This window comes from Paraburkholderia diazotrophica (assembly GCF_038900755.1).
Taxonomy (GTDB): Bacteria; Pseudomonadota; Gammaproteobacteria; order Burkholderiales; family Burkholderiaceae; genus Paraburkholderia; species Paraburkholderia diazotrophica_A.
The window spans coordinates 180,260-205,006 of the sequence record NZ_JBBPEN010000005.1 but is presented as its reverse complement, the minus strand read 5'-3'; the positions used below and the strand labels follow the sequence as shown (position 1 = coordinate 205,006).

Below are 24,747 nucleotides of genomic sequence, written 5' to 3'. Positions count from 1 at the left end.
ATGGCGTCGAGCGCGCCCGCCGGCACGCCGTCCGTCCTCGCGCTCGGCGAGGCGATGGTCGAGTTCAACCAGTCGGAGAAAGACCAGCCGACGTATCTGCAGGGCTTTGGCGGCGACACGTCGAACTTCTGCATCGCGGCCGCGCGTCAGGGCGCGTCGACGGGTTTCGTGTCGGCTGTCGGCGGCGATCAGTTCGGGCGTCTGCTGCTCGATCTGTGGCGACGCGAGCACGTCGATACGTCGTTCGTGCGTATCGACGATCAGGCGTCGACGGGCGTGTATTTCGTGTCGCATGGCCCGTCCGGCCATCAGTTCGACTATCTGCGCGCCGGCTCCGCCGCGAGCCGCTACGCGCCGCGCGATCTGCCGCTCGGCGCGATTGCCGCCGCGAAGGTCATCCATCTGTCGGGCATCAGTCTCGCGATCAGCGTGAGCGCCTGCGATGCCGCGCTCACCGCCGTCGAACATGCGCGCGCGAACCGGGTGCTCGTCAGCTTCGACACGAATCTGCGCCTCAAGCTCTGGCCGCTCGCGCGGGCGCGCGCGGTGATGCTCGAAGCGATCCGCCAGACGGACATCTGCCTGCCGAGCTGGGATGACGTCACCGAGCTGACAGGACTCACGAAGCGCGACGACATCGTCGATTTTCTGCTGGCGCAAGGTCCGCGTATCGTCGCGTTGAAGCTCGGCAGGGAAGGCTCGTATGTCGCGACACACGATGAGCGCCGCGTCGTGCCGGGTCACGCCGTGAACGCGGTCGATGCGACGGGCGCGGGCGACTGCTTCGGCGGCGCATTCATTGCGCGCATCGTCGCGGGCGACGATCCATTCGCGGCCGCGCGTTATGCGAACGTCGCGGCGGCGCTGTCGACGCAAGGCTTCGGCGCCGTTGCGCCGATTCCCGATCGCGCGACCGTCGAAAAACTCCTCGCCGCTTGAGCGCATCGCACGGCGGCGGTTGCACAATAACGTCAGGGCGCAACGCGCCAATCGGCTACTCGGGCAGGTTCAGCGGGACATCGTCGCGTGCTGTCTCCACAAAGCGCGCGGCATTCATCTGAGACACAAGAGAGGAGCAAGCGATGCAACGTGAAGTGGTGGTGGTAAGCGGCGTACGGACCGCAATCGGCGATTTCGGCGGCAGCCTGAAGGACTTCGCGCCTACGGACCTGGGCGCGCGCGTCGTGCGCGAGGCGCTGTCGCGCGCGAACGTCAACGGCGACGAAGTCGGTCACGTCGTGTTCGGTAGCGTGATCCACACGGAGCCGAAAGACATGTATCTCGCGCGTGTTGCCGCGCTGAACGGCGGCGTCGCGCAGCACGCGCCCGCGCTGACCGTGAACCGGCTATGCGGCTCCGGGCTGCAGGCGATCGTCTCCGCGGCGCAGAGCGTGCTGCTCGGCGATGCCGACGTCGCGATCGGCGGCGGCGCGGAAAGCATGAGCCGCGCGCCGTACATGATGCCGACGGCGCGTTTCGGCCAGCGCATGGGCAACGCGAGCATGGTCGACATGATGCTCGGCGCGCTGCACGATCCGTTTCAGCCGATCCACATGGGCGTGACAGCGGAAAACGTCGCGAAGAAATACGACATCACACGCGAAGCGCAGGACGCGCTCGCGCTCGAGTCGCATCGCCGTGCCGCAAAGGCGATCGAAGGCGGCTATTTCAAGGAACAGATTCTCCCGATCACGATTGCGTCGAAGAAGGGCGACATCGTCTTCGATACGGACGAGCACGTCCGCATGAACGCAACCGCCGACGACTTCGCGAAGCTCAAGCCCGTCTTCGCGAAGGAGAACGGCACGGTCACGGCGGGCAATGCGTCGGGCCTCAACGACGCGGCGGCGGCCGTCGTGCTGATGGAGCGCAGCGTCGCCGACAAGCGCGGCGCGAAACCGCTCGCGCGGCTCGTCGCGTACGCGCATGCGGGTGTCGATCCGAACTACATGGGCATCGGCCCCGTGCCCGCGACGCAGAAAGTGCTGGAGCGCGCGGGCCTGCAAGTCGGCGATCTCGACGTAATCGAGGCGAACGAGGCATTCGCCGCGCAGGCATGCGCCGTGACGCGGGAACTGGGCCTCGATCCTGCGAAGGTGAATCCGAACGGCTCGGGCATTTCGCTTGGCCATCCGATCGGCGCGACGGGCGCGCTGATCACGGTGAAGGCGCTGTACGAGCTGCAGCGTATCGGCGGGCGCTACGCGCTCGTGACGATGTGCATCGGCGGCGGCCAGGGCATCGCCGCGATCTTCGAGCGCATCTGACGAGGCAATGACGCGTGAAAAGGGGCGGCGAAAAGGTGCGCCGCCCCCTCGCTGAACGAACTTGCGGTATAACCGGTCGAAGCCGGTTCCCGCCGCGCACGACGTTAAAGCATGACGTTAAGGTACGACGTCAAGGCATGACGTCGAAGCATGACATCGAAGGCGGGATATCACAGGCCGGTTGAAAGGAAACAACGGATGCAGAAGATGAGGTCGAAACTGAGGGCGTCGTGGCCCGCGATGATCGCAGCCGCGGCGTTGGCCGTCACGATGGCGTTGCCCGCCGCGACGTACGCGCAAAGCGATGCCGTGAAGCAACTCGCGGCGCCGCCGCCGATCCAGTTGCCGTTGAAGCCGAGCCCCGAGTTCGCAAAGTTTCCGCAATATGCGGGAACACTGGGCAAGCGGCAGATCGTGCTGCGCCTGGGCGCGAAGACCGACGACCCATCTGGCGTGCACGGCGAGTATCAGTTCGCCGATTCGGGCGAGGTAATCCTGATCGCAGGCGATCGCGACGGCGATACGCTCGAAGTCGAAGAGTCGAACGACGGCACGCACATCACGGGCAACTGGGTCGGCAAGTTTGCCGCCGACGGTTCGGTCGAAGGCCAGCGGATGAACGTCGACGATTCCGATCCGCAAGATTTCTCGTTGCGGCCGCTCGCGGCGGGACAGGCGGCGACTGGCGCAGCCGGCAAGAATGCAGCCGCTCAGTCGCCCGCTCAGTCGCCCGCTCAGGCACCTACGCAAGCGCAAGCACAGAAGCCCCAGCAACCGCCCGCTCAGGCGAGCAAGGGCGGCCAGCCCGTCAACGGCGTGAGCAATCTGACGACGGGCGAATAGGCGCGCCGCGCGCATCACTGACGTACCACCTCACGCACTTCGAATCCAACACCAACTGACCATGACTCAAAAGACTCCGAAGCACGGCTTGCAAACACGCATCGTCCAGCCCGCCGACCAGCTGACGCCCGGTTTCGAATCGTTCTCGGTGCCCGTTGCGCGCGCATCGACGGTCGTTTTTCCGGATCTCGCGGCGATGCGCACCCTCGACTGGCGCAACGACGCGCAGTGGCGCTACGGACTGCACGCAACGCCGACATCGATCACGCTCGCGCAGCGCCTCGCCGCGCTCGAAGGCGGCAATCACGCGCTGTTGCAGCCGTCCGGCCTGTCGTCCATTTCGAACGTATACTTCGGCCTCGTGAAATCGGGCGACGACGTGCTGATTCCCGACAACGTCTATTCGCCGAACCGCGATCACGCCGAGTGGCTCGCGAAGGACTTCGGCATCACCGCGCGTTACTACGATCCGCTGATCGGCGCGGACATCGCCGACCTGATCCAGCCGAACACCAAGCTGATCTGGCTCGAAGCGCCCGGCTCCGTGACGATGGAAGTGTCCGACATTCCCGCGATCACGGCCGTCGCCCGCGCGCGCGGCGTCATCACTGCGATCGACAACACGTGGTCGGCGGGCCTCGCGTTCCGTCCGTTCGATCACGGCGTCGACATTTCGATGCAGGCGCTCACGAAGTACCAGTCGGGCGGCAGCGACGTGCTGATGGGCGCGACGATCACCATCGACCGCGAATTGCATCTGAAGCTGAAGCTCGCGCGCATGCGGATGGGCATCGGCGTGTCGTCGGACGATTGCTCGCTGATCCTGCGCAGTCTGCCGTCGATGAAAGTGCGCTTCGAGCAGCACGACAAGAGCGCGCTCGAACTCGCGAAGTGGCTGAAGACGCGGCGCGAAATTGCAGCCGTGCTGCATCCGGCGCTGCCCGACTGCCCGGGCCACGAGTTTTACAAGCGCGACTTCACGGGCGCGGGCGGGCTGTTCTCGGTCGTGTTCGACGAGCGTTATACGCCCGCGCAGATCGACACGTTCTGCGAATCGCTCGAACTGTTCTCGCTGGGCTGGAGCTGGGGCGGCGCACAGAGTCTTGCGATGCCGTACAACGTCGCATCGATGCGCACCGAATCCCAGTGGCCGCATCGCGGCACGCTGGTGCGCTTCTATGTCGGCCTCGAAGACGAAGCGGATTTGCGCGCGGATATCGAGCGTTGCCTCGCGGCGCTGGCCGCCTGACGGCTGTATTCGCCGCCTGGTTTTAACCTAAGCGGCAGCGCAAACGGAAAGGCCCGTTCGATTCAGAGCGGGCCTTTCGCGTTTTCACATCATCCGGCAGTGCAAGCGCGCTGGCTTAGAAGAGCCGCAACAGCCCATCGAGCCCGACGTGATTGAACGCGACGCTAGCGGCCTCGCGCACGACGGGCTTTGCGCGGAACGCGACCGACAGGCCCGCCATCCCCATCATCTTCAGGTCGTTCGAGCCGTCGCCCATCGCGATCGCGCGCGACGGTTCGATGCCGAGCTTGTCGCACGCTTCGCGCAGCGTGCGCGCCTTCACATCGGCGTTGACGATCTCGCCGAGCACCCGGCCCGTCAGCTTGCCGTCGACAATCTCCAGCGTGTTCGCGCGCGTGAAATCGAGGTTGAGGCGCGCCTGAAGCTTCTCGGTGAAGAACGTGAAGCCGCCCGATACCAGCAGCGTCTTCAGGCCCGCCGCCTTCGCGCCCGCCAGCATCTTTTCCGCGCCCGGCGACAGACGCAGGCGCTCTTCGTAGACCTTGTCGAGCGCGCTCGCGTCGAGACCCTTGAGCAGCGCGACGCGGCGCGTGAGGCTCTCGTTGAAATCCTTGATTTCGCCGCGCATCGCCGCTTCCGTGATGGCCGCCACTTCCGCCTTCAGGCCGCAGAAATCCGCGATCTCGTCGACGCACTCGATCGTGATTAGCGTCGAGTCCATGTCCATCGCCATGAGGCGGAAGTCGGTCAGCCGGCGGCCCGCTTCGACGAACGCGTAGTCGAGCGAGTGCGTCGCGCAGTACACGTCGACGTCGGCGCGCTGCGCCGCATCGGCGTTGTCGATGCACACCGCGTGCGGATCGATCACGGTGAGGTTCGAACCGCGCGACAGCGCGGTGAGCGGCTTGTGGTGTTCGGCGGCAAGAGGCGCAAGGCTTTGGATGACGAGATTCATGTCGACGCGGAAAATGGGCGCGCAACGTGTGGCATGCGCGCGTGAAATGTGCGGCGGGATGGCACGGGAAATCCGGCTATTGTAACGGTTCCGCGCGCGACGGCCGGTCGCGTGGGTGCAGCGGCGATGCTTGCGAAGACGGCATGGTTCATACTGACGAGTCGAAGCATTCAGCCGCGACGCGCGGCGAAAAGAACAAACATGGAGATACCGATGAACCTGCTTCACGGAACGGCAACCGATGCCGACATCGCCCGCGATTTCGACCTGCGGCATCTCGATGCATCGTTTCACGCCGACCCGTATCCCGTCTATCGCGCGCTGCGCACACACGAGCCCGTCAAGCGCATGCCCGACGGTTCGCTCTTTCTCACGCGCTATCGCGACGTGCAGGCCGTCTATCGCGATTCGAAGTGCTTCAGCTCCGACAAGAAAGTCGAGTTCGCGCCCAAGTACGGCGCGACGCCGCTTTTCGAGCATCACACGACAAGCCTCGTATTCAACGATCCGCCGCTGCATACGCGCGTGCGCAAGCTGATCGCGGGCGCGTTGACGGCGCGCGCGATCGCCGCGATGGAAGACGGCCTGATCCGTCTCGTCGACGGTCTGCTCGATCGCGCGGCCGCGCGCGGCGAGATCGATCTGATCGGCGACTTCGCGGCCGCGATTCCCGTCGAAGTGATCGGCAATCTGCTCGACGTGCCGCACGACGAACGGGAGCCGTTGCGCGACTGGTCGCTCGCGATACTCGGCGCGCTCGAGCCGACGCTCACGCCGGCGCAGCACGAACGCGGCAATCGCGCGGTGACGGAGTTCGTCGCGTATCTGAAGAGTCTGGTCGCGCGACGCCGCGCGCAGCCCGGCGATCCGCAGCACGACGTGCTCACGCGCCTGATTCAAGGTGAAGGCGGCGAGCAGCTGTCCGAAATCGAGCTGCTGCAGAACTGCATCTTCATTCTCAACGCGGGCCACGAAACGACGACGAACCTGATCGGCAATGGTCTCGTTACGTTGAGCGCGTGGACAGCCGAGCGGGACGCGTTGCTGCGCGAGCCGGATCTGATCGAAAGCGCCGTCGAGGAATGCCTGCGCTTCGAGAGTTCGAACCAGCTCGGCAACCGGATGACGATGCTCGACACGGAGATCGGCGGCGTGCGCGTGACGGCGGGCACGCCCGTCACGTTGTGCATCGGCGCGGCGAATCGGGATCCCGAGCAGTTTCCCGAGCCTGACCGCTTCGACATCCGACGCACGCCGAACCGCCATCTCGCGTTCGGCTTCGGCATTCATCAGTGCGCGGGACTGTCGCTTGCGCGCCTCGAAGCACGTATCGCGATCGGACGGTTCGTGCGGCGCTTTCCGTCGTACAGAATCAGCGGCGAGCCGACGCGCGGCGGACGCGTGCGCTTTCGCGGCTACGCAGCGGTGCCGTGCGCCGTCGCTTGAGTCGAACGCGCGCTGGAGCTTCAAACGCAGGAAAGCCGGATCGAAGCGCGCCCGTAGCTTTTTCCGCGCGCACGCAAGACTTACAGCGCCGCTCGCCGTCGTCGCGGGGATGCGTGGAAGCAGACAGAGGCGGACTGGCGCAATGTCTTGGCACGCTTGCTGCTTCGCATGAAGTTCAACTTCGGGGAGCGCGCTATGCCTCATATGATCTGGAAAGGCGCGATCAGCTTCGGCCTCGTGCACGTGCCCGTGCAACTTTATCCCGCGACGAGGTCCGAGAAGGTCGGCTTCAATCTGCTCGACAAGCGCACGATCGATCCCATCGGCTATCGGCAGATCAACAAACGCACGGGGAAGGAAGTGACGCGCGACAACATCGTGCGCGGCTACGAGTACGAGAAGGACCGGTATGTCGTGCTGACCGATGAAGAGATTCGCGCGGCGAATCCCGAGTCGACGCAGACGGTCGACATTCTCGCGTTCGTCGAGGCGCCCGACATCTCGTTCCTCTATCTCGACACGCCGTACTACCTCGCGCCCGATCGCAAAGGCGAAAAGGTCTACGCGCTGCTGCGCGACGCGATGAAGGCGTCGGGCAAGGTCGGCGTGGCGAGCGTCGTGCTGCACAACAGGCAGCATCTGGCCGCGCTGATACCCGTCGGGCCCGTGCTCGCGCTCAATACGCTGCGCTGGTCCGAAGAAGTGCGTTCCCTCGACGAATTCAAATTGCCCGACGAAAGCGCGAAGAAATCGGGCGTCACGTCGCGCGAACTCGACATGGCGAAAAAGCTGATCGACGACATGAGCGATACGTGGGACCCGTCCGAGTACAAGGACACGTTTCGCGACGACATCCTCGCGCTCGTCGACAAGAAGGTGCGCGCGGGCAAGATCGAAGAAGTCATGGACATCGAGACGCCGCGCGAATCGCGGCCATCGGCGGATATTCTCGACTTGTCCGATCTGCTGAAGCGCAGCCTTGGACGTGGCAAGGGCAAACCGGCGGCTCGCGCCGCGCGAAGTACGGAGGATGCCGAACAGACAGAAGCCGCGGACAACGACGAAGCGGCGCAAGAAGCCGAAAAAGCGCCCACTAAATCGCGCGCGTCAGCGAAGAAGTCCACGCGCCGCGCGACGGGCTCGACCGCGCGCAAGAGCACGTCATCCACGGCGCGCAAGCGTCGCGCTGCGTGAGTCCGCCGTGCGAAGCTAACGCAACGTACAGAGCGAACAGTCACCATGACGGACAAGCTCGAGACCTATCATCGCAAGCGCCGTTTCGACCGGACGCCTGAACCGTCGGGGATCGCCGCGCGCGCGACGAGCGCAAAAAGCACGAAGGACACGAAGGGCACGCCGAAAACGAAGCGCGCCGCGAAGACGCCTTCAACAGCGGCCTCGAAGCACGCGCTGTCGTTCGTGATCCAGGAGCATGACGCGCGTCGTCTGCATTACGACTTTCGTCTCGAACTCGACGGCACATTGAAGTCGTGGGCCGTGCCGAAAGGGCCGAGTCTCGATCCGTCGGTGAAGCGGCTCGCCGTGCACGTCGAGGATCATCCGTTGGAGTACGGATCGTTCGAAGGCGACATTCCCGAAGGCAACTACGGCGCCGGCTCGGTGATCGTCTGGGACCGCGGCACATGGGAGCCCGTCGGCGGCGAAGCGGGCGCGCGCGAAGCGTATGCGGCTGGCAAGCTCAAGTTCCATCTGGACGGCGACAAGCTGCACGGCGGCTGGACGCTCGTGCGCAGTCACATGCAAGGCAGCGGCGGCAAGGAGCAGTGGCTGCTCATCAAGGAGCGCGACGACGAAGCGCGCAGCGAAGCCGAGTTCGACGTGCTCGAAGCGATGCAGGGCAGCGTGATATCCGACGCGCCGGGCGCGCGCGGCGGCGCGGATGGCGCGGGTAAGTCCGCTGCCGGCAAGTGGAAAACCAAAGCGCAACGCGCAAACGCATCGGCGACGCCAGCGAAGGCCGCCGCATCGCGCAGAGCCAAAGGCTCGCCCGGCGGCCATCCCGACATCGTCGCGACGCGCAGTGCGGAGTCGTTGCGCGAGCTTGCCGGCCATCCGTCGATCGAAGGCGCCGTCGAGGCGAAGATGCCCGCGACGCTCAAGCCGCAACTCGCGACGCTCGTCGATAGCGCGCCCGCCGGCGGCGATTGGGTTTACGAAATCAAGTTCGACGGCTATCGGGTGCTCGCCCGCATCGATCATCACGCGAAAGAGCCCGTGAAAGTCTTCACGCGCGCGGGTAACGACTGGACCGCGAAGTTTCGCAAGCAGGCGCAGGCGCTCGCGCGCATCGGGCTCGACTGCGCGTGGCTCGACGGCGAGGCCGTGGTGCTCGACAGCGACGGCGTGCCGAGCTTCCAGCTATTGCAAAACGCCTTCGACGCAAACCGTCCGCAGGACATCACGCTTTATCTGTTCGATCTGCCGTATCTGAATGGCTACGATCTGCGCGGCGTGCCGCTCGTGCAACGGCGCGCGATCCTGCACGCGCTGATGGAAACCGTCGACGACGACACGCTGCGTTTCTCCGACGACTTCGGCTACGATGCCGGCGAACTGCTGAAGAGCGCGTGCGCGATGAACCTCGAAGGGATCATCGGCAAGCGGCGCGACAGTCACTACACGTCGGGTCGCTCGCCGTCGTGGATCAAGCTCAAGTGCCGGCGTCGCCAGGAGTTCGTGATCGGCGGCTATACGGAGCCGTCGGGCAGCCGCGAAGCGTTCGGCGCGCTGCTGCTCGGCGTGTACGACACGAAGGGCAAGCTGCAATACGCGGGGCGCGTCGGCACGGGCTTCAACGCGGCCTTGCTGCGCTCGCTGAAGCAGCAGTTCGATGCGCGCGAAACCGCGAAGATGCCGTTCGCGAGCGAGCCGCGCGAGCGCAGCCGCACGCCTGTGCATTGGGTGAAGCCCGAACTCGTCGCCGAATGCAACTTCGCGGAATGGACGAGCGACGGCGTCGTGCGGCAGGCGTCGTTCGTCAGCTTGCGCAGCGACAAGCCCGCGAAGCAGATCGTTCACGAAACGCCGCAAAAGGGAGCCGACGTGGAGCAGATGAACGAAGAGCCAAACACGGACAACGCGAAGACATCGACGGCGGCGAGAACATCGACCGCAAGGAAATCGACGGCAAGGAAATCGACGGCAACGAAATCGACGGCAACGAAATCGACGGCAAGGAAGCCGGATGCGCAAGCCACGAACGCAACGACTGCGAAGCGCTCCGGCGCAACGACGACGGTCGCGGGCGTGCGCATCTCGCATCCCGAGCGCGTGATCGACAAGAGCACCGGCGTGCGCAAGATCGAACTCGTCGAACACTACGAGTCGGTTGCATCGTGGATGCTGCCGCATCTGAAGGACCGGCCCGTTGCGCTCGTGCGCGCGCCCGAGGATATCGGTGGCGAACTGTTCTTCCAGAAGCATAGCCAGAAGCTGTCGATTCCGAACATCACGCAGCATCCGGGGCTGGACCCGGATCATCCGCCGCTGCTGACGATCGAGAGCGAGGCGGCGCTCGTCGGCGCGGCGCAGATGGGCACGATCGAACTGCATACGTGGAACGCGGTTGCCGCGAGCATCGAAAAGCCCGACCGCATGGTGTTCGATCTCGACCCGGACCCGGCGCTCGGCTGGAAGCGGATGATCGAGGCGGCGCAGCTCACGCGCGAACTGCTCGAAGAACTCGGCCTCGCGTCGTTCTGCAAGACGAGCGGCGGCAAGGGGTTGCATGTAGTGGTGCCGATCGCGAAGCAGCTCGGCTGGGATGACGTGAAGGCGTTTTCGCAAGCCGTCGCGCAGCACATGGCGAACGCGCTGCCGAAGCACTTCGCCGCGAAGATGGGCGCGCAGAATCGCAAGGGCAAGATCTTCGTCGACTATCTGCGCAACAACCGCGGGTCGAGCACCGTGTGCGCGTATTCGTTGCGCGCGCGTCCGGGGCTGGGCGTATCGGTGCCGCTCGCGTGGGACGAAGTGCCCGATACGACGGCAGGCGATCAGTGGAATATCGCCAACGTGCATGAACGCCTCGACGCGTTGAAGAGCGATCCGTGGGCCGCCTACGCTAAGACGAAGCAGCGCATCACCGCGGAAATGCGGCGCAGGCTCGATACGGCGGAGCATGAATGAGCGCCGCGTATTCGAACGATTTCATCGCAGCGAACGACTTCACCGGAGGCGGGACGCCAGCGAGGCGCGCAATGTGCTCATCAATGTGCTCATGCATGCTCATGCACGGCGAAGCACCGCACCTGAATCATGGAGAGGATCATGAAGACATCGCAGCAACACGCGACAGGCGACGATCATCAACGGCAGACGCAGCGCCCGGAAGGCAACGACAACTCGAATGTGCCGAACCGTCCGTTCGGGGACAAGGCCGCGCCATTGCCGCATGAGAACGATCAGAGCGCCGGATCGCAGGAAGAGCACGAGCCGCGAGGCGTCGGCAAGCAGGCACATAGCGATCTCGAACACGGTCTCGAAGACACGGACCTGCGCGGCGGCGGCGACTATCAGGCGCGCACGCAGAACGACGCGCATGCGAACAAGAATTCCGCGACGCGACGCAAGCAGGACAAGTCCGCGACGCCGGGCAAGCGCCGTTGATCGAGCGGCATGCGATGCACGCGCCGTAGTGGCACCTGAAAGCGCGCGCCGCATCGCTTCACTGAGGATCGGCATCCCAGTATGGCGGATCGCCGAAATGCGCGGCGAGAAAATCGATGAACGCGACCGTCTTCGGCGGCACGAATGCGCGCGACGGATATACCGCCCAGATCGCCACCGTCTCCGCCAGCGGATACGTATCGAGCACCGTCACCAGTTCGCCGCTGCGCAAATACGGCGCGACGTCCCATGTCGATTTCAGCGCGATGCCGAAGCCCGCCAGCAGCGCGTCGCGGATCACTTCGCCGTTGTCGGTCGCGAGCCGGCCGCCGACGCGCACGGTCAGCGTGCCCGTCGGCGTGACGAACGACCAGTCGCGCTGACCGGAGAGGATCACGCATTCGTGCTGCGCGAGATCGGACGGATGGCGCGGCGTGCCGCGTTCGGCTAGATACGACGGCGCGCAGCAGATCACGCGCCGGTTGACCGCGAGGCGCCGCGCGACCAGCGACGAATCCTTCAGCGCGCCCAGTCGGATGCCGACGTCGACGCCGGCATCGACGAGATCGATGATCGTGTCCGTGAGCCGCAAGTCGACGCTCACGCCCGGATAGCGGCGCAAGAACTGCGCGATGATGGGTGACACGTGCTGCCGCCCGAACGACGACGGCATCGACACGCGCAGCCGTCCTTGCGGCTCGGCGTGCCCACGGCCCACCGACGCGCGCGCGGCCGACGCCGCGTCGAGCAGCGCCTCGGCGCGCGCCATGAAGACTTCGCCGTCCTGCGTGAGGCTGACGCGGCGCGTCGTCCGGTGCAGCAGGCGGGCGCCCAGCAGCCGCTCGAGACTGGCGATGCGCGCGCTCGCGACGGCGGGCGACAGCCCGAACTCGCGTCCCGCCGCCGACACGTTCGTGAGCAGCGCAGCGCGCACGAAGAGCGCGACATCGAGCAGATCGAGCCGGCCGCGCTCGTCGGCGGAAGATGCAACGGGGAACGCGGCGGAGCGTGGCTTCATTGATTGTTTGGAAAATCCAGAAAATGTTTCAGTCATTATGCTGGTTTTCAGAGGGTAAAGAATTTTCTACGATTCAGTCAATGCGAGCGGCGCCCCGCGCATGCCGCCCACGCTCAATCCCGTCAAAGACTTCACGCGAATCAAGGAGCCGTCATGAAAGCCGTAGGCCTCACCCGTTACTTGCCCATCGACAATCCCGAGTCGCTCGTCGATATCGAAATCGACAAGCCGCAGCCGACGGGGCACGACATCCTCGTGAAGGTCGAGGCGATTTCGGTGAACCCCGTCGACTACAAGGTGCGCGCGCCGAAGGACACGGTCGAGAAGACGCCGCGCGTGCTCGGCTGGGACGCGGCGGGCGTCGTCGAGGCTGTCGGCCCGGACGTCACGCTGTTCAAGGCCGGCGACTCCGTGTTCTACGCGGGCAGCATCACGCGGCCGGGTGCGAACAGCGAGTTCCATCTCGTCGACGAGCGCATCGTTGGCCGCAAGCCCGCGTCGCTCGATTTCACGCAGGCGGCCGCGCTGCCGCTCACGGCGATCACCGCGTGGGAGGCGCTGTTCGATCGCCTCGGCGTGTCGCCGCAGGGCGCGGATGCGGGCAAATCGGTGCTGATCATCGGCGGCGCGGGCGGCGTCGGCTCGATCGGCATTCAGCTCGCGAAGCAGCTGGCGAAGCTCACCGTGATCGCGACGGCGTCGCGCCCGGAGTCGGCGAAATGGGCGAAGGGGCTCGGCGCGGATCACATCGTCGATCACTTCGGCGACATGCCCGCGCAACTGAAGCAACTCGGCTTCGAACAGGTCGATTACGTGCTGATGTTCAACGACACCGACCGCCATTTTCCGGCCGCCGCCGCCGTTATCAAGCCGCAGGGCGGCATCGCGACGATCGTCGAGAACGCGAAGCCCGTTCCCATCGAACTGCTGAAGGCGAAGAGCGCCGCGTTTCACTGGGAGTTCATGTTCACGCGCTCGATGTTCGGCACGCCGGACATGATCGAGCAGCACAAGCTGCTGACGGAAGTTGCGCGCCTCATCGACGCGGGCGCGCTGCGCACGACGGTCGGCGAGCATCTGGGCAAGATCGACGCGCAGAATCTGCGCCGCGCGCACAAGCTGCTCGAGGAAGGGCGCGCGATCGGCAAGCTGGTGCTGAGCGGCTTCTGATGCCGCGCGTCTGACACTGTTGTCAAGCTGCCGCTGCAAGCGAAAGTGAAGGGCGCATGAACCGTCATGCGCCCTTCATGCGTTGGACATGCATCGGACATGTCTCGCGATTCATCCGTCGTCACGATGCCGCATCGAATCCCTGCGCGCCGCGACTGTCAAATGGGCAGAGCACGGACGGATTGCACACGCGCAAACGCGCGGTTGCGCAAGCGGGGTAATACCGGATCACGGCGAAGCCCGCGCCCGTCCGCTTGGCGTTAGACTGCTTCTGCATCATGCAAACCTGCCGCGCGCCTTCGACGCGTCCGCAACGCATGGCCACGCGGCAGCACAACAACGAGGTGACAGTATGAGCATCAGCGTCAAACTTCCCGCCGTTTCTGTTGTGACTTCTCTCGCATGCGCCGCTCTCGTGCTCGCCGCGACGCCGGCGCCCACGCGCGCGGCGACGCCGATCACCGTGACGTCGCAGGCGCCCACGGACGGTCCCATCCGCTACACCGTCAAGGTCACGTCGAAGCAGTTCGGCAACTCGCAGGAAACGCGCACGATTCGCTCCGGGGAATCCGACGACTTCACATGGAAAACGGTGCCGCCCGGCGGCCCCGTTGCAGCCGATGGCGATTGTCCCAACATGTCGTCGCTGCCCGTCGATACGAACGGCGCGATGATCCGGCAGACGCAGATCCGCTTCGCGCCCGTCGTCGCGAAGGACGGCACCGCGACCGTGCAGATGAGCTTCCAGGCGCAGACGCCGAAGGGCACGAAGACGGTGACGAACGACGGCAAGTCGCTCAAGTGTCCGAACTACACGAGCGTGAGCCAGGTGCTGCGCTTCACGATGCCGACCAACGGCAGCACGAAGACGCTGACGCTGAGCGACGGCTCCCAGGTGTCGGTCACGGCGAAGCGCTAACGTACCAGCGGTACCGGCGGCCCACGCGATCGGGTCGTTCGCGCGGCGCATCGATCGCATGCGATGAACAATTGCATGCGGCGTGCATGTATCGACGATCATCGCTCGCGACGGGCCGCGCGCAAGACCACGCGCGCTGGCACGCCTGACGTCTAGCTTCGCCTGGAAGCGCGCTCGACGAGCCGCGACGCGAGAAAGCGATGCTCCGGCGAAAAGAGCCGCCGGTAAGTGAGCAGCACCGCGCCTACCGTGCCGAGCGCCGACGCCGCCGCGATCAGGAACATGATCACGATCTGATAGCGCACAGCCTGCAACGGCGATTGGCCGGCGAGCACCTGGCCCGTCATCATCCCCGGCAGGCTTACGACGCCGACCACGGCCATCGCGTTGAGCGTCGGGGTCATGCCCGCGCGCACGGCCTGGCGCGCCGGTCCTTGCGCCGCTTCCCAGCGCGTCGCGCCGAGCGCGAGCGCCATGTCGACGCGGTCTCTGCGCGCCGTCAGTTCTTCCGTCATCCGTTCGATGCCGAGCGACACGCCCGTCAGCGTGTTGCCGAGAATCATCCCGAGAATCGGTATCGCATATTGCGGCTCGTACCACGGGCGAATGCGGATCACCGCGAACAGGCCGATTGCCGCGACGAGCCATGCGCTTGCCCAGATCGACAGGATGCTGTCGGCGCGCTGTCCGGCGTAGGTGCGCGAGCCGCGTCCCGCGCCCGCAAAGCCCGCGATCAGCGTCATCACGATCATCAGCGGCAGCACGACGTACCAGCGGCCGTAGGCGAACACCCAGGCGAGCACATAGCCGATCGCGAGCAACTGGACGACGGTGCGCACGGCGGCCCACGCGAGCTTGCGTTCGAGATCGAGCTTCAGCGCCACCGACACCGCGCCGTTCACGACGATCAAAAGCGCCGCGAGCCCGACATCCCACAGACTGAGGTTTTGCAGTGTCATCGCTTGGTCCCCGGCTTGATCGCTGTTGCGGTGTCGGCGGACGCATTCGCTTGAATGGCCGCTTGCGCATCGAATCGCGCTTCGCCGAGCACGCCCGCGCGCATCGTCAGATGACGATTGCTCACGCGCGCGGCCTGCGCGAGATCGTGCGATACCCACAGCCACGCGCGCGCATCCGGCGCGGCGTCGAACCACGCGCGCAGCAGCGCTTCGATCGCGCGCGCCGATTCGGGATCGAGCGATGCCGTCGGCTCGTCGAGCAGCAGCACATCGGGCGCGAGCTGCAACACGCGGATCAGCGCCGCGATCTGCGCTTCGCCGCCCGACAGCTCGCTTGCGCGCCGGTCGAGAAAATCGTCCGCGCGCCCGGCCTGCGACGCGAGCTTCGCGGCCTGCTCGCGATCGAAGCGCACGTCGCGGTACACGTGCAGCGTGTACGGGTAGCGCAGATTGTCTTCGACAGTGCCGTCGAGCAGCGCGGGCCGCTGCCGGATATACGCGACGTGCCGACGGTAGCGCGGAATCGACGCGCGCGCGATGCGCTTGCCTTGCCATAGCACGTCGCCGCCATCGAGCGGATCGAGCAGTGCGAGCGCGCGCATGAACACGCTCTTGCCCGAGCCCGATGGGCCCGTGATCGAGATGCGCGCGCCGGCATCGATGACGATGCTCGTCGCTCGCAGCAGCGTCTCGCCGCGCGTCGCGTCGCGCCGCACGATGTCTTTCGCGTGGACGAGCGGCGCGTCCGTGAAGTTGGTGTTGTGGGGCATGGGCAAATAGAATCTGTCGCAGCGCATCATCATAGCGGGCGCACCGGGCGGGCACACCTCGTGCTGCGCTGACTGTCGATGGTTGTATTCCCTACGGAGCCCTCATGGCTGTGCTGCACCCGACTGGATTATCCATCGGCAAAACGATAGTCAGGATCCTCGCGTGGCTGATCGCCGTGCTGGTCATTCTGGTCGCCGCGCTCGCGGTGTTCATCCTCACATTCGACTGGAATCGCGCGCGTCCTTACGTCAACGACAAAGTGAGCGAAGCCATCGGCCGGCCGTTCGCGATCGAGGGCGATCTGAAGGTCGGATGGCGGCATCCCGTCGGCGAAAACGGCTGGCGTGCGTGGGTGCCGTGGCCGCGCTTTTCCGCGCAGAACATCACGGTCGCCAATCCCGACTGGACGAAGCAGCAGCACTTCGCGACGCTCGACGAAATCGACTTCGAGGTCAAAGTGCTGCCATTGCTCACGCATGACATCGTGATCCCGGCGATCAACCTCGTGAATCCATCCGTCGATCTGGAACGGCTCGTCGATGGACGCAACAACTGGACCTTCAAGCTGAAGTCGTCGGCGGGACCGTCGGAGTGGAAACTCGATCTGCACGACATCGAGTTGAACAAAGGCAATATCGCGCTCCACGATCAGCAGAAGAAGATCGACATGCAGGCCGTCGTCGATACGCTAGGCCAGCCGATTCCGATCGGCGAAGCGCTCAAGCAGCAGGAACAGACGTCACGCAACGCTTCCGCCGATGTTGTCGGCAAGCAGGGCGCGAAACGGCTGAATGCACAGGTGCAGCACGAAACCGCTTCCGAGGCGGCGGCTGCGTCCGCTGCAGCGGCCACCGCATCGGCGCCATCTGGCGCGCCTGCTCTGCCGGGGGCATCGGGTGCCCCGGTTGTACCGGGTGCTTCTGCATCCGCCGCGCCGGCGGGCGTGGGCGCATCGAGTCTCGCGAGCACGGGCGCGAGCGCGAGCGGGTCGACGGCACTCGCTGCATCAGGCACCGCATCATCAGCCACCGCGTCACCGGCCGCATCACCGGCCGCATCAGCCAGCGCGCCCGCCAGCGCAACGGGCACGGCCGTCGCGCAACATCGCGGTGCGCCGCAATATGGAATCGGCTGGACCGTGAAGGGCACGTACAACCGCTCGCCGGTATCGGGCAGCGGCAAGTTCGGCGGCGTGCTCGCGTTGCAGGACGTGTCGCGCCCGTTCCCCGTGCAGGCCGATGTGAAAGCAGGCGACTTGCGCATCGCGATGGTCGGCACCGTCACCGATCCCGCGCATCTGGCAGCTGTCGATCTGCGTCTGTGGCTGCAAGGCACGAGCCTGGGCCATCTGTATCAGCTGACGGGCATCACGCTGCCCGAGACGCCGCCGTATGCAACGGAAGGCCATCTGATCGGTAACTTCAAGCAGGGCGCGAGCGTGTTCAGGTATGAAAATTTTACAGGCCGTGTCGGCGGCAGCGATTTGAACGGAACGGTCGTCTATACGCAGCGCGCGACGCGCCCGCTGCTCCAGGGCACGCTCGTGTCGAACCTGCTGCAGTTCAAGGACCTCGCGCCCGTCATCGGCGCGGACACCAACGCGAGCAAGAAAAAGCGCGGCGAGACGGCGCGCCAGCCCTCGAACAAGGCGCTGCCGACCGAGGAGTTCAAGACCGACCGCTGGAAGGCCATCGATGCCGACGTCAGGTTCACGGGCCGGCGCATCGTCAAGGACCCGGCGCTGCCCATCACCGATCTGGACACGCACGTCGTGATGACGGACGGCGTGCTGTCGCTCGAGCCGCTGAAGTTCGGCGTGGCGGGTGGCTCGCTTGCATCGAACATTCATCTCGACGGTAGCGGGACGCCGCTCAAGGGCCGCTTCTCGACGGAAGCGCGCCACCTGAAGCTCAAGCAGTTGCTGCCGACCGTGAAGACGATGCAGAACGCGCTCGGCGAAATCAACGGCGACGCCGCGTTGTCGGCGACGGGCAATTCGCCGGCGGCGCTCGCGGGCACGTCGAACGGCGAAGTGAAGCTGCTCGTCACCGACGGCACGATCAGCCGCCTGCTGATGGAAGCTGCGGGGCTCAACGTCGCGAACGTGGTCTACGAAAAGCTGTTCGGCTCGCGCGACGTGCAGATCAATTGCGCAGCCGGCGATTTCGTCGTGACGAACGGCGTGCTCGATTCACGCGTGTTCGCGCTCGATACGCAGGACGCCGTGATCAATATCGACGGCACGGTGAACATGAAGGACGAGTCGATGGATCTAGGCGTGCATCCGCACACGAAGGGCTTTCGCATCTTCACGCTGCGCTCGCCGCTGTACGTGAAGGGATCGTTCAAGAACCCGAGCGTGGGCGTGAACGCGGCGGCGCTCGCGCTGCGCGGCGGCGCGATGGTCGGGCTCGGCCTGATCAATCCGTTTGCCGCGCTGATCCCGCTGATCGCGCCGAGCAACAACAAGCCGCTGCCATGTCAGCAACTGCTGACGGCGATGCAGGCGCAGCCCCCGGCCGCGCCGCCGCCGGGACAACGCGAAAAAGCGAAGGGCATTGTATTGCCGCCGGGCACGCCGGGTGCGTCGGCCGTGGAGCCGTCAGCGCCCGCGACATCGGGATCGAAGAAATCTTCCGGGTCATCGAAGAAGCCAGCGGCGCCCGCCAGCGGCGCATCGCTGCCGGGGCCCGGGCATGCCGCCGACTACAAGGGCAGCTGAGTGCACGATTCAGTGCGTGACGTCGCGGTGAAAAACGACGCGCATGTTTTGTGCGGCGAGAGCGATTGAGCGCTGCGCAATTGAGCAATAGAGCAGGGGCGATAGAGCAGGGGCGATAGAGCAAGAGCAATAGCGCAGGAGCAATAGCGCAGGAGCAATAGCGCAGGAGCAATGGCGCAAGAGCAATAGCGCAAGAGCAATAGCGCAAGAGCAGCAGAGCAGCACGCTAAAACACCACGGCCGCGAATTTCGCGGCCATGGTGTCGTGGTTCTGAGGATCTAGCGCAGCGAGCGAGGCGTCGCGTCGCCGGCCGCATCCTGACGCCGCACGCCGCGCCGCGTGCCTGCGGCGGTGGTGGTGCGCGTCGCGCCGAATTCCGGCAGGATGCGTGCTCTCGCGCGGCTCGCGAACACGAGAAAACCGAAACCGTCGGCTTCGTACCAGTAGCCGCCGTTCTCCAGTCCGTCCAGCGGCTGTTCGAGCGCGTTCGCAATGGATTCGATGCAGCGGCGGCGCAACTCGGCGACAGCGGGATAGGGCGGCTGCGCGCCGCGCACGCTGCACAGCAGGACATCGAGCCCTGGCAGCACATGTGCGTAGAGCACCGGCTCGTCTTGCGCGCGAGCGCGCGCAATCTTGGTATCGAGTTGACCGAAGGGCTTGAAGTGCCGCAGCACAGCGAGGAACGACTCGTCGCCGTCCACCTTCGCGCGCCTGCGCTTTTTCGGGAAGGACATAAAAACTCGCCTGAAAAAGAATTGCAAGAAACGCAGCGTCCTCATGCGACCACTCCCGGCTTCGCGCGCCGCACGTCGATCTTTTATAGCATACGAAAATGCCGGATACACGGTGATTCGTCTGTCTCACTCCATCGTCCCGTGCGAGCCAGGCCGAATCGCGTCGCCGTGCGCTTTCGCATCCCCTGTGCATCTGGTCTCAATAATAGACTCACCCACGCGCGACGTGTTTCCGGCACCGTAAAAAAAGACATTTTTGTGTGCGCCAGCCCCTTCTGCGCGCACGTTGAAATATCTTGTGTGCCCGTCGATAATGGCCCGGTCCCAGCCGCGGCGCGGCTTCGGACGGAGCGCACGGCGCTGTGTCGAATCGATGAGCGGCGCGCATGAGTGAAATCATCAATGGCGCATCGTGCGTGTCGACGTTCCATGCTTCACAGACTGCGATGATGCATGCGCGCGTTTCAAGATTCGCGCCGGTTCTGCGTGCAGGACGCGCGTCACCGTGCACGCCTGCATGTCAGTCGTCCGCGAGGCAACAGCCGCGCTGACAGTTCGATGCGCGAAACGTATCCGATGCGCGAAACGTATCGCTGCTCGCGTGCCACGCTCGCTGCTTTCCGCCTTTCTCGCTGATTCCGCCGCCATCGCGCGATGCGTAGATGAAACTGTTCACAAAGGGCCTGTTGCTGATCGCATTGCCAAGCGCCGTCGAACTGGCGCTGCTGGGCGTCGTGTCAGATATGCAGGCACAAACGGCGCAGGCCGTCGAACGCTCGTTGGACGGCAGGCAGATCCTGTATCAGGCGGCATCCCTCGAAAACCCGATGCTGCGGCAAGTGGCTCGCGTGCGCGCAGGCATCGTCGCGGACGATCCGTCGTTCATCGATCGTCATGCACCGTGGGTCGATCTCGCCGACCGGTTGACGCGACTCGAAGAGGCCGTTGCGGACACACCCGAGCAGGCCGCGCGCGTGCGGCAGATGCGCGACGCCGTCGACAGCTATCGCCAACAGGCGATGTCCGTTGCGCAATCGCTGCGCACGGGCGCGACGATGAAGCCCTTCGCGACGCTCGAAGGCGGTGCATTGCCCGCGCAAGCCGTGCGCTTTCGCGACGCGCTGCATGCATTCATCGACGAAGCGACGCGGCTCGAAGCAGAACGCAATGCCACGCTCGCGCAAACGCGCACGCGCCAGCAACTCGCGCTGGTGGTCGCCGTGCTCGGCTCGATGCTGATCTGGACTGCGACGGCGTTCGCGTTCGCGCGCGGCATCGGCCGGCGGCTGGATGTGCTCGCGTCGAACGCGCGACGGCTCGGCAGCGGAAAGCCGTTGCCCGCGCCGCTCGCGGGCAACGACGAAATCGCCGCGCTCGATGCCGCGCTGCACCGCACGAGCGCGCTGCTGCGTGCCGCCGAGCTGAATCAGGCGGCGCTCCAGGCGTCGCTGCAGACGCGCGCGGCGGAACTGGCGAGCGTCAACGAAACATTGCGCCAGGAGACGCAGGACAATGAGATGTTCATCTACAGCGTGTCGCACGATCTGCGCTCGCCGCTCGTAAACATGCAGGGCTTTTCGAAAGAACTGCAGGTTTCGTGCGATGAACTGCGCACGACGATCGTCGACGCCCGCCTGCCCGCCGACCAACACAAACGGCTCGCCGATGTGCTCGACGGCGACGTGCAGGAAGCGCTGCGCTTCGTGCGTTTATCGGTGACGCGTGCGGCCGCTATCATCGATGCGCTGCTGTGCATTTCGCGCGCCGGGCGGCACGAATATCACTGGCAGCGTGTGAGCGTCGGGCGTGCCGTCGCGCGGGCCGTCGATGCGCTGCAAAAGCATATAGACGAGCGCGAAGCCGTGGTCGTCGTGCGCGAATTGCCGGCGGCATGGGGCGATCCTGCCGCGATCGAGCAGGTGTTCAGACAGTTGATCGGCAACGCGATCATTTTTCTCGATCCGGCGCGGCCGGGACATATCGAAGTGGGCGCGCTCGATGTGGCCGATGCCGCGCATGAGAACAGCGCGACGGCGCCGCCGCAAAGAACGCGCACTTACTTTGTGCGCGACAATGGCATGGGCATTCCAACCGCGTATATGTCGAAGGTATTTCGCGCGTTCCAGCGTCTGCATGGCGATGTCGCGCAAGGCGAGGGCATCGGGCTTGCGTTGGTGCGCCGCATGGTCGAGCGCCATGGCGGACGCGTGTGGGTCGAATCGGCGGAGGGCGCGGGATCGACGTTCTTCGTCACGCTGCCCGGTCAGCCGTTGCGGGCCCGATGAGCACGCGAATGCGCGCAACGGGGCATCGCGTGCGTGACGCAGTGCAAGAAGTCGTAAGCTGAGCGACGCATAATGACGTGCATCGGGTCGTACTGCATCGGGTTGTACTTTGACGCGGAATCGGAGACGGTCGTGACAAACGCGCGATGCGCCATGCGAGCGCGCCGGAGGGAACAATGTCACACGGGGAAGCGGTCGGTAAGTCGGTTGGCATCGTGTTGATCGAAGACGATGACGGACACGCGACGCTCGTCGAGCGCAATCTGCGGCGTGCCGGCATATCGAACGGATTCGTACGCTTCGCAGACGGGCAGGAGGCGCTCGACTATTTCTTCGGCGAGCCGACGCCCGGCGAGCGCCCGAGCGGCCGTCCATCGCGCGACGATGTCGCCAATTACGTCGTGCTGCTGGACCTTAAGATGCCTCGCGTGGACGGCTTTGAAGTGCTGCGGCGTCTGAAAGAAACACCGGCGACGGCGTCGATGCCCGTCATCGTGCTCACGACCACCGACGATCCGCGCGTAATCGAACGATGCTACGAATTGCGTTGCAACGTCTACATCACGAAGCCGGTCGAATACGATGCGTTTATCGAAGCCGTGCGGCGGCTCGGCTTCTTCCTGCAGGTCGTGAAGCTGCCGCCGGGGCAGCGCTACGCATCTGCATGAATACGCGCAGGGGCACGCAGTGCTCGCTCATCACGGGGCAGTTCGTGCCGCAAGCAGTCCAATTGACGATTGATCATCTGGGATGACCGAAGACGGATCCACGCCGCTCGCCGCGCATGTGCTCGTCGTCGACGACGACGAGGGCATCTTGCGGCTTGCGCGCAAATCGCTGGAGCGCGCCGGCTGCCGCGTCGAGCTCTGCAACAGCGTGGAAAGCGCGCATCGCGCGATCGATGCAAACGCGCCCGATCTGATCGTGCTCGACTATCAGCTTGACGGCGCGGAGACGGGGCTCGATTTTTTCAGGCGTTTGCGCAACGAGGGCGTGCGCATTCCCGCGATACTCGTCACGGGTTTCACCGATGAATCCCGCGTGATCGAAGCGCTGCGTTCCGGCGTGTCCGACGTCGTGCCCAAGGCGGGCGATTATCTCGACTATCTGCCCGAAGCCGTCGAACGCGTGTTGTCGCAAGTGCGGCTGCAACGGGCGTCCGCGGAAGCACTGCTGCTGCGCGAGCGCGAGGCGCATTACCGCACGCTATCGGAAGCGCTGCCGCATCTCGTGCTCACCTGCGACGCGAATGGCGACTGCGATTTTCTGTCGAAGCAGTGGATCGACTACACGGGCCTCGACGGTGCGAATGCGCTCGGGCTGGCGTGGCTCGACGCCGTGCATCCCGACGACCGCGAAGACGTGCGCCGCACCTGGCTCAAGACGGTGCGCAGCGAAGCCGCCTTTTACCGCCACGAATTGCGCATTCGCCGCCATGACGGCGCGTATCGCTGGTTCGACGCGCGCATTGCCGCCGTGCGCGACGCGAGCGGCACGGTCAGCAAGTGGTTCGGCAGTTGCACGGACATCCATTCGCAGCGCGAAGCCATCGAGGAACGCGAACGCCTGCTCGCGTCCGAACAGGCCGCGCGCCAGGCGGCGGAAGAAGCGAATCGTTCGAAGGACCGTTTTCTTGCGATGCTGTCGCATGAATTGCGCACGCCGTTGACCCCTGTGCTCGCGGGCGCGCGCATGCTCGAGATGATGCCGGACCTGCCCGAAGCAGTGCGCTCGGGCGTCGTGATGATTCGCCGCAATGTCGAACTGGAAGCGCGCCTGATCGACGATCTGCTCGATCTCACGCGCGTGGCGAACGGCAAGCTGCGGCTGTCGCTGGAAACGGTCGATGTGCACGAGGTGATCGACAGCGTGCTCGATCTGTTTCGCAGCGAGATTCAGACGAAGCAGCAGGACGTGCACGTCAGCAAGACGGCGCAAAATCATTACGTGCTGGCCGATCGCGCGCGCTTGCAGCAGATGCTGTGGAACCTGATTCGCAATGCCGCGAAATTCACGCCGGACGGCGGGCATATTTTCGTGCGCACGCGCGACGAAAGAATGCATGTGCAGATATCGGTCGAGGATACGGGCGTCGGCATCGAGCCCGAGCAGATCGGCAAGCTCTTCAACGCGTTCGAGCAGGGCAGCCAGAACATGTCGCGGCAGTTCGGCGGGCTGGGGCTCGGGCTCGCGATCACGAAGGCGCTCACCGATGCGCATGGCGGCACGGTCACCGCGCAAAGTCCGGGCGCGCACTGCGGCGCGACGTTCACGATCATGCTGCCGACAGCCGAAGAGCGGCTCGCCGAGCCCGCTGCGCCCGTCGCCGCGAGCGTGCACCCCGCAGGCGGCCTCACGATTCTGCTGATCGAAGATCACACGGATACGGCGGAAGTGATGGCGCAACTGATGCGCACGTTGGGTCACGAAGTGACCGTCGTCGGGCGTGTCGCCGATGCGCTTGCCGCGACGCAGAGCGCGCCGTTCGATCTGATCGTCAGCGACGTCGGCTTGCCGGACGGTACGGGCCTCGATTTCATCAAGGCGTTCCGCGAGCGCGACGATGCGCCAGCTGTCGCACTGACGGGCTTCGGCAGCGACGAGGATATCCGCCGATGCCTCGAAGCGGGCTTCACGTCGCATCTGACGAAGCCCGTCAACTTCGCGCAGCTCGAACAGGTAATTGAAAGCGCGGCGGCAGCGAAAGCGCAGAGGAATGCAGGCGAGGGGAGAACGGACTAGACGCGCGGTCCAGCACGCATTCGATATAAAGCCT

Annotated in this window: 19 protein-coding genes; 14 read left to right on the top strand and 5 right to left on the bottom strand. The window is 65.1% G+C overall.

The features are described 5' to 3' along the window. The 4 genes from AABE10_RS17840 (at nucleotide 1) to AABE10_RS17825 (ending at nucleotide 4,359) form a co-directional block, all read left to right on the top strand. On the top strand, nucleotides 1-939 hold the full coding sequence (locus AABE10_RS17840) for a sugar kinase (RefSeq protein WP_342934600.1): 939 nt from the start codon (nucleotides 1-3) through the stop codon (nucleotides 937-939). A 143-nt stretch (nucleotides 940-1,082) separates the two neighbouring features. Further along, nucleotides 1,083-2,267 carry a beta-ketothiolase BktB gene (gene bktB, locus AABE10_RS17835; protein WP_342934599.1) on the top strand — a complete coding sequence of 395 codons (1,185 nt, stop codon included), beginning with the start codon at nucleotides 1,083-1,085 and terminating at the stop codon, nucleotides 2,265-2,267. Nucleotides 2,268-2,465: 198 nt separating this feature from the next. Beyond that, entirely contained in the window at nucleotides 2,466-3,110 is a 645-nt protein-coding gene (locus AABE10_RS17830) for a hypothetical protein (protein WP_342934598.1), read from the top strand. 61 nt (nucleotides 3,111-3,171) lie between these two features. Beyond that, nucleotides 3,172-4,359, top strand: coding sequence for a cystathionine beta-lyase (locus tag AABE10_RS17825; protein WP_342934597.1), 1,188 nt, complete (start codon nucleotides 3,172-3,174; stop codon nucleotides 4,357-4,359). 115 nt (nucleotides 4,360-4,474) lie between these two features. Here AABE10_RS17825 and serB read toward each other — a convergent pair whose 3' ends face one another. Beyond that, nucleotides 4,475-5,314, bottom strand: coding sequence for a phosphoserine phosphatase SerB (gene serB / locus AABE10_RS17820; protein ID WP_342934596.1), 840 nt, complete (start codon nucleotides 5,312-5,314; stop codon nucleotides 4,475-4,477). 213 nt (nucleotides 5,315-5,527) lie between these two features. Between serB and AABE10_RS17815 the strand changes: the two genes are divergently transcribed. The 4 genes from AABE10_RS17815 (at nucleotide 5,528) to AABE10_RS17800 (ending at nucleotide 11,389) form a co-directional block, all read left to right on the top strand. Then, nucleotides 5,528-6,760 (top strand): cytochrome P450, encoded by a 1,233-nt coding sequence (locus tag AABE10_RS17815; RefSeq protein ID WP_428983344.1) that lies wholly within the window; start codon nucleotides 5,528-5,530, stop codon nucleotides 6,758-6,760. A 195-nt stretch (nucleotides 6,761-6,955) separates the two neighbouring features. Next, entirely contained in the window at nucleotides 6,956-7,954 is a 999-nt protein-coding gene (locus AABE10_RS17810; RefSeq protein WP_342934595.1) for a Ku protein, read from the top strand. A 45-nt stretch (nucleotides 7,955-7,999) separates the two neighbouring features. Further along, nucleotides 8,000-10,909 carry a DNA ligase D gene (gene ligD / locus AABE10_RS17805; RefSeq protein ID WP_342934594.1) on the top strand — a complete coding sequence of 970 codons (2,910 nt, stop codon included), beginning with the start codon at nucleotides 8,000-8,002 and terminating at the stop codon, nucleotides 10,907-10,909. A gap of 141 nt (nucleotides 10,910-11,050) precedes the next feature. After that, on the top strand, nucleotides 11,051-11,389 hold the full coding sequence (locus AABE10_RS17800; protein WP_342934593.1) for a hypothetical protein: 339 nt from the start codon (nucleotides 11,051-11,053) through the stop codon (nucleotides 11,387-11,389). 58 nt (nucleotides 11,390-11,447) lie between these two features. Here AABE10_RS17800 and AABE10_RS17795 read toward each other — a convergent pair whose 3' ends face one another. Beyond that, the gene (locus tag AABE10_RS17795; protein ID WP_342934592.1) at nucleotides 11,448-12,407 is read right to left on the bottom strand and encodes a LysR family transcriptional regulator; all 960 of its coding nucleotides are present in this window, start codon (nucleotides 12,405-12,407) and stop codon (nucleotides 11,448-11,450) included. A 153-nt stretch (nucleotides 12,408-12,560) separates the two neighbouring features. Here AABE10_RS17795 and AABE10_RS17790 point away from each other — a divergent pair, with 153 nt between their 5' ends. Then, nucleotides 12,561-13,577 carry a zinc-binding alcohol dehydrogenase family protein gene (locus AABE10_RS17790; RefSeq protein ID WP_342934591.1) on the top strand — a complete coding sequence of 339 codons (1,017 nt, stop codon included), beginning with the start codon at nucleotides 12,561-12,563 and terminating at the stop codon, nucleotides 13,575-13,577. 352 nt (nucleotides 13,578-13,929) lie between these two features. Continuing rightward, entirely contained in the window at nucleotides 13,930-14,496 is a 567-nt protein-coding gene (locus tag AABE10_RS17785; RefSeq protein WP_342934590.1) for a DUF6013 family protein, read from the top strand. Nucleotides 14,497-14,648: 152 nt separating this feature from the next. Here the strand turns inward: AABE10_RS17785 and AABE10_RS17780 are convergent, their stop codons facing one another. Together AABE10_RS17780 and AABE10_RS17775 are read right to left on the bottom strand one after the other, a co-directional pair. Further along, complete coding sequence (locus AABE10_RS17780; RefSeq protein WP_342934589.1) at nucleotides 14,649-15,455, bottom strand: ABC transporter permease; 807 nt, start codon at nucleotides 15,453-15,455, stop codon at nucleotides 14,649-14,651. Next, nucleotides 15,452-16,225, bottom strand: coding sequence for an ABC transporter ATP-binding protein (locus tag AABE10_RS17775; RefSeq protein ID WP_342934588.1), 774 nt, complete (start codon nucleotides 16,223-16,225; stop codon nucleotides 15,452-15,454). The genes AABE10_RS17780 and AABE10_RS17775 overlap by 4 nt, the downstream gene beginning before the upstream one ends. Nucleotides 16,226-16,329: 104 nt before the next feature. On the opposite strand from AABE10_RS17775, the gene AABE10_RS17770 reads away from it, so the two are divergent. Next, complete coding sequence (locus AABE10_RS17770; RefSeq protein ID WP_342934587.1) at nucleotides 16,330-18,948, top strand: AsmA family protein; 2,619 nt, start codon at nucleotides 16,330-16,332, stop codon at nucleotides 18,946-18,948. Nucleotides 18,949-19,227: 279 nt separating this feature from the next. On the opposite strand, the gene AABE10_RS17765 is transcribed toward AABE10_RS17770, so the two are convergent. Beyond that, the gene (locus tag AABE10_RS17765; RefSeq protein ID WP_342934586.1) at nucleotides 19,228-19,731 is read right to left on the bottom strand and encodes a hypothetical protein; all 504 of its coding nucleotides are present in this window, start codon (nucleotides 19,729-19,731) and stop codon (nucleotides 19,228-19,230) included. A 617-nt stretch (nucleotides 19,732-20,348) separates the two neighbouring features. Here AABE10_RS17765 and AABE10_RS17760 point away from each other — a divergent pair. The 3 genes from AABE10_RS17760 to AABE10_RS17750 all read left to right on the top strand — a co-directional run bounded on the left by AABE10_RS17760 (nucleotide 20,349) and on the right by AABE10_RS17750 (nucleotide 24,713). Continuing rightward, a complete protein-coding gene (locus tag AABE10_RS17760) occupies nucleotides 20,349-21,971 on the top strand; it encodes a sensor histidine kinase (RefSeq protein WP_342934585.1) in 1,623 nt (540 codons plus the stop codon). Nucleotides 21,972-22,147: 176 nt separating this feature from the next. Further along, nucleotides 22,148-22,639 carry a response regulator gene (locus AABE10_RS17755; RefSeq protein WP_342934584.1) on the top strand — a complete coding sequence of 164 codons (492 nt, stop codon included), beginning with the start codon at nucleotides 22,148-22,150 and terminating at the stop codon, nucleotides 22,637-22,639. Nucleotides 22,640-22,721: 82 nt separating this feature from the next. Beyond that, a complete protein-coding gene (locus AABE10_RS17750) occupies nucleotides 22,722-24,713 on the top strand; it encodes a response regulator (protein ID WP_342934583.1) in 1,992 nt (663 codons plus the stop codon). The last annotated feature ends 34 nt before the right edge of the window (nucleotides 24,714-24,747 follow it).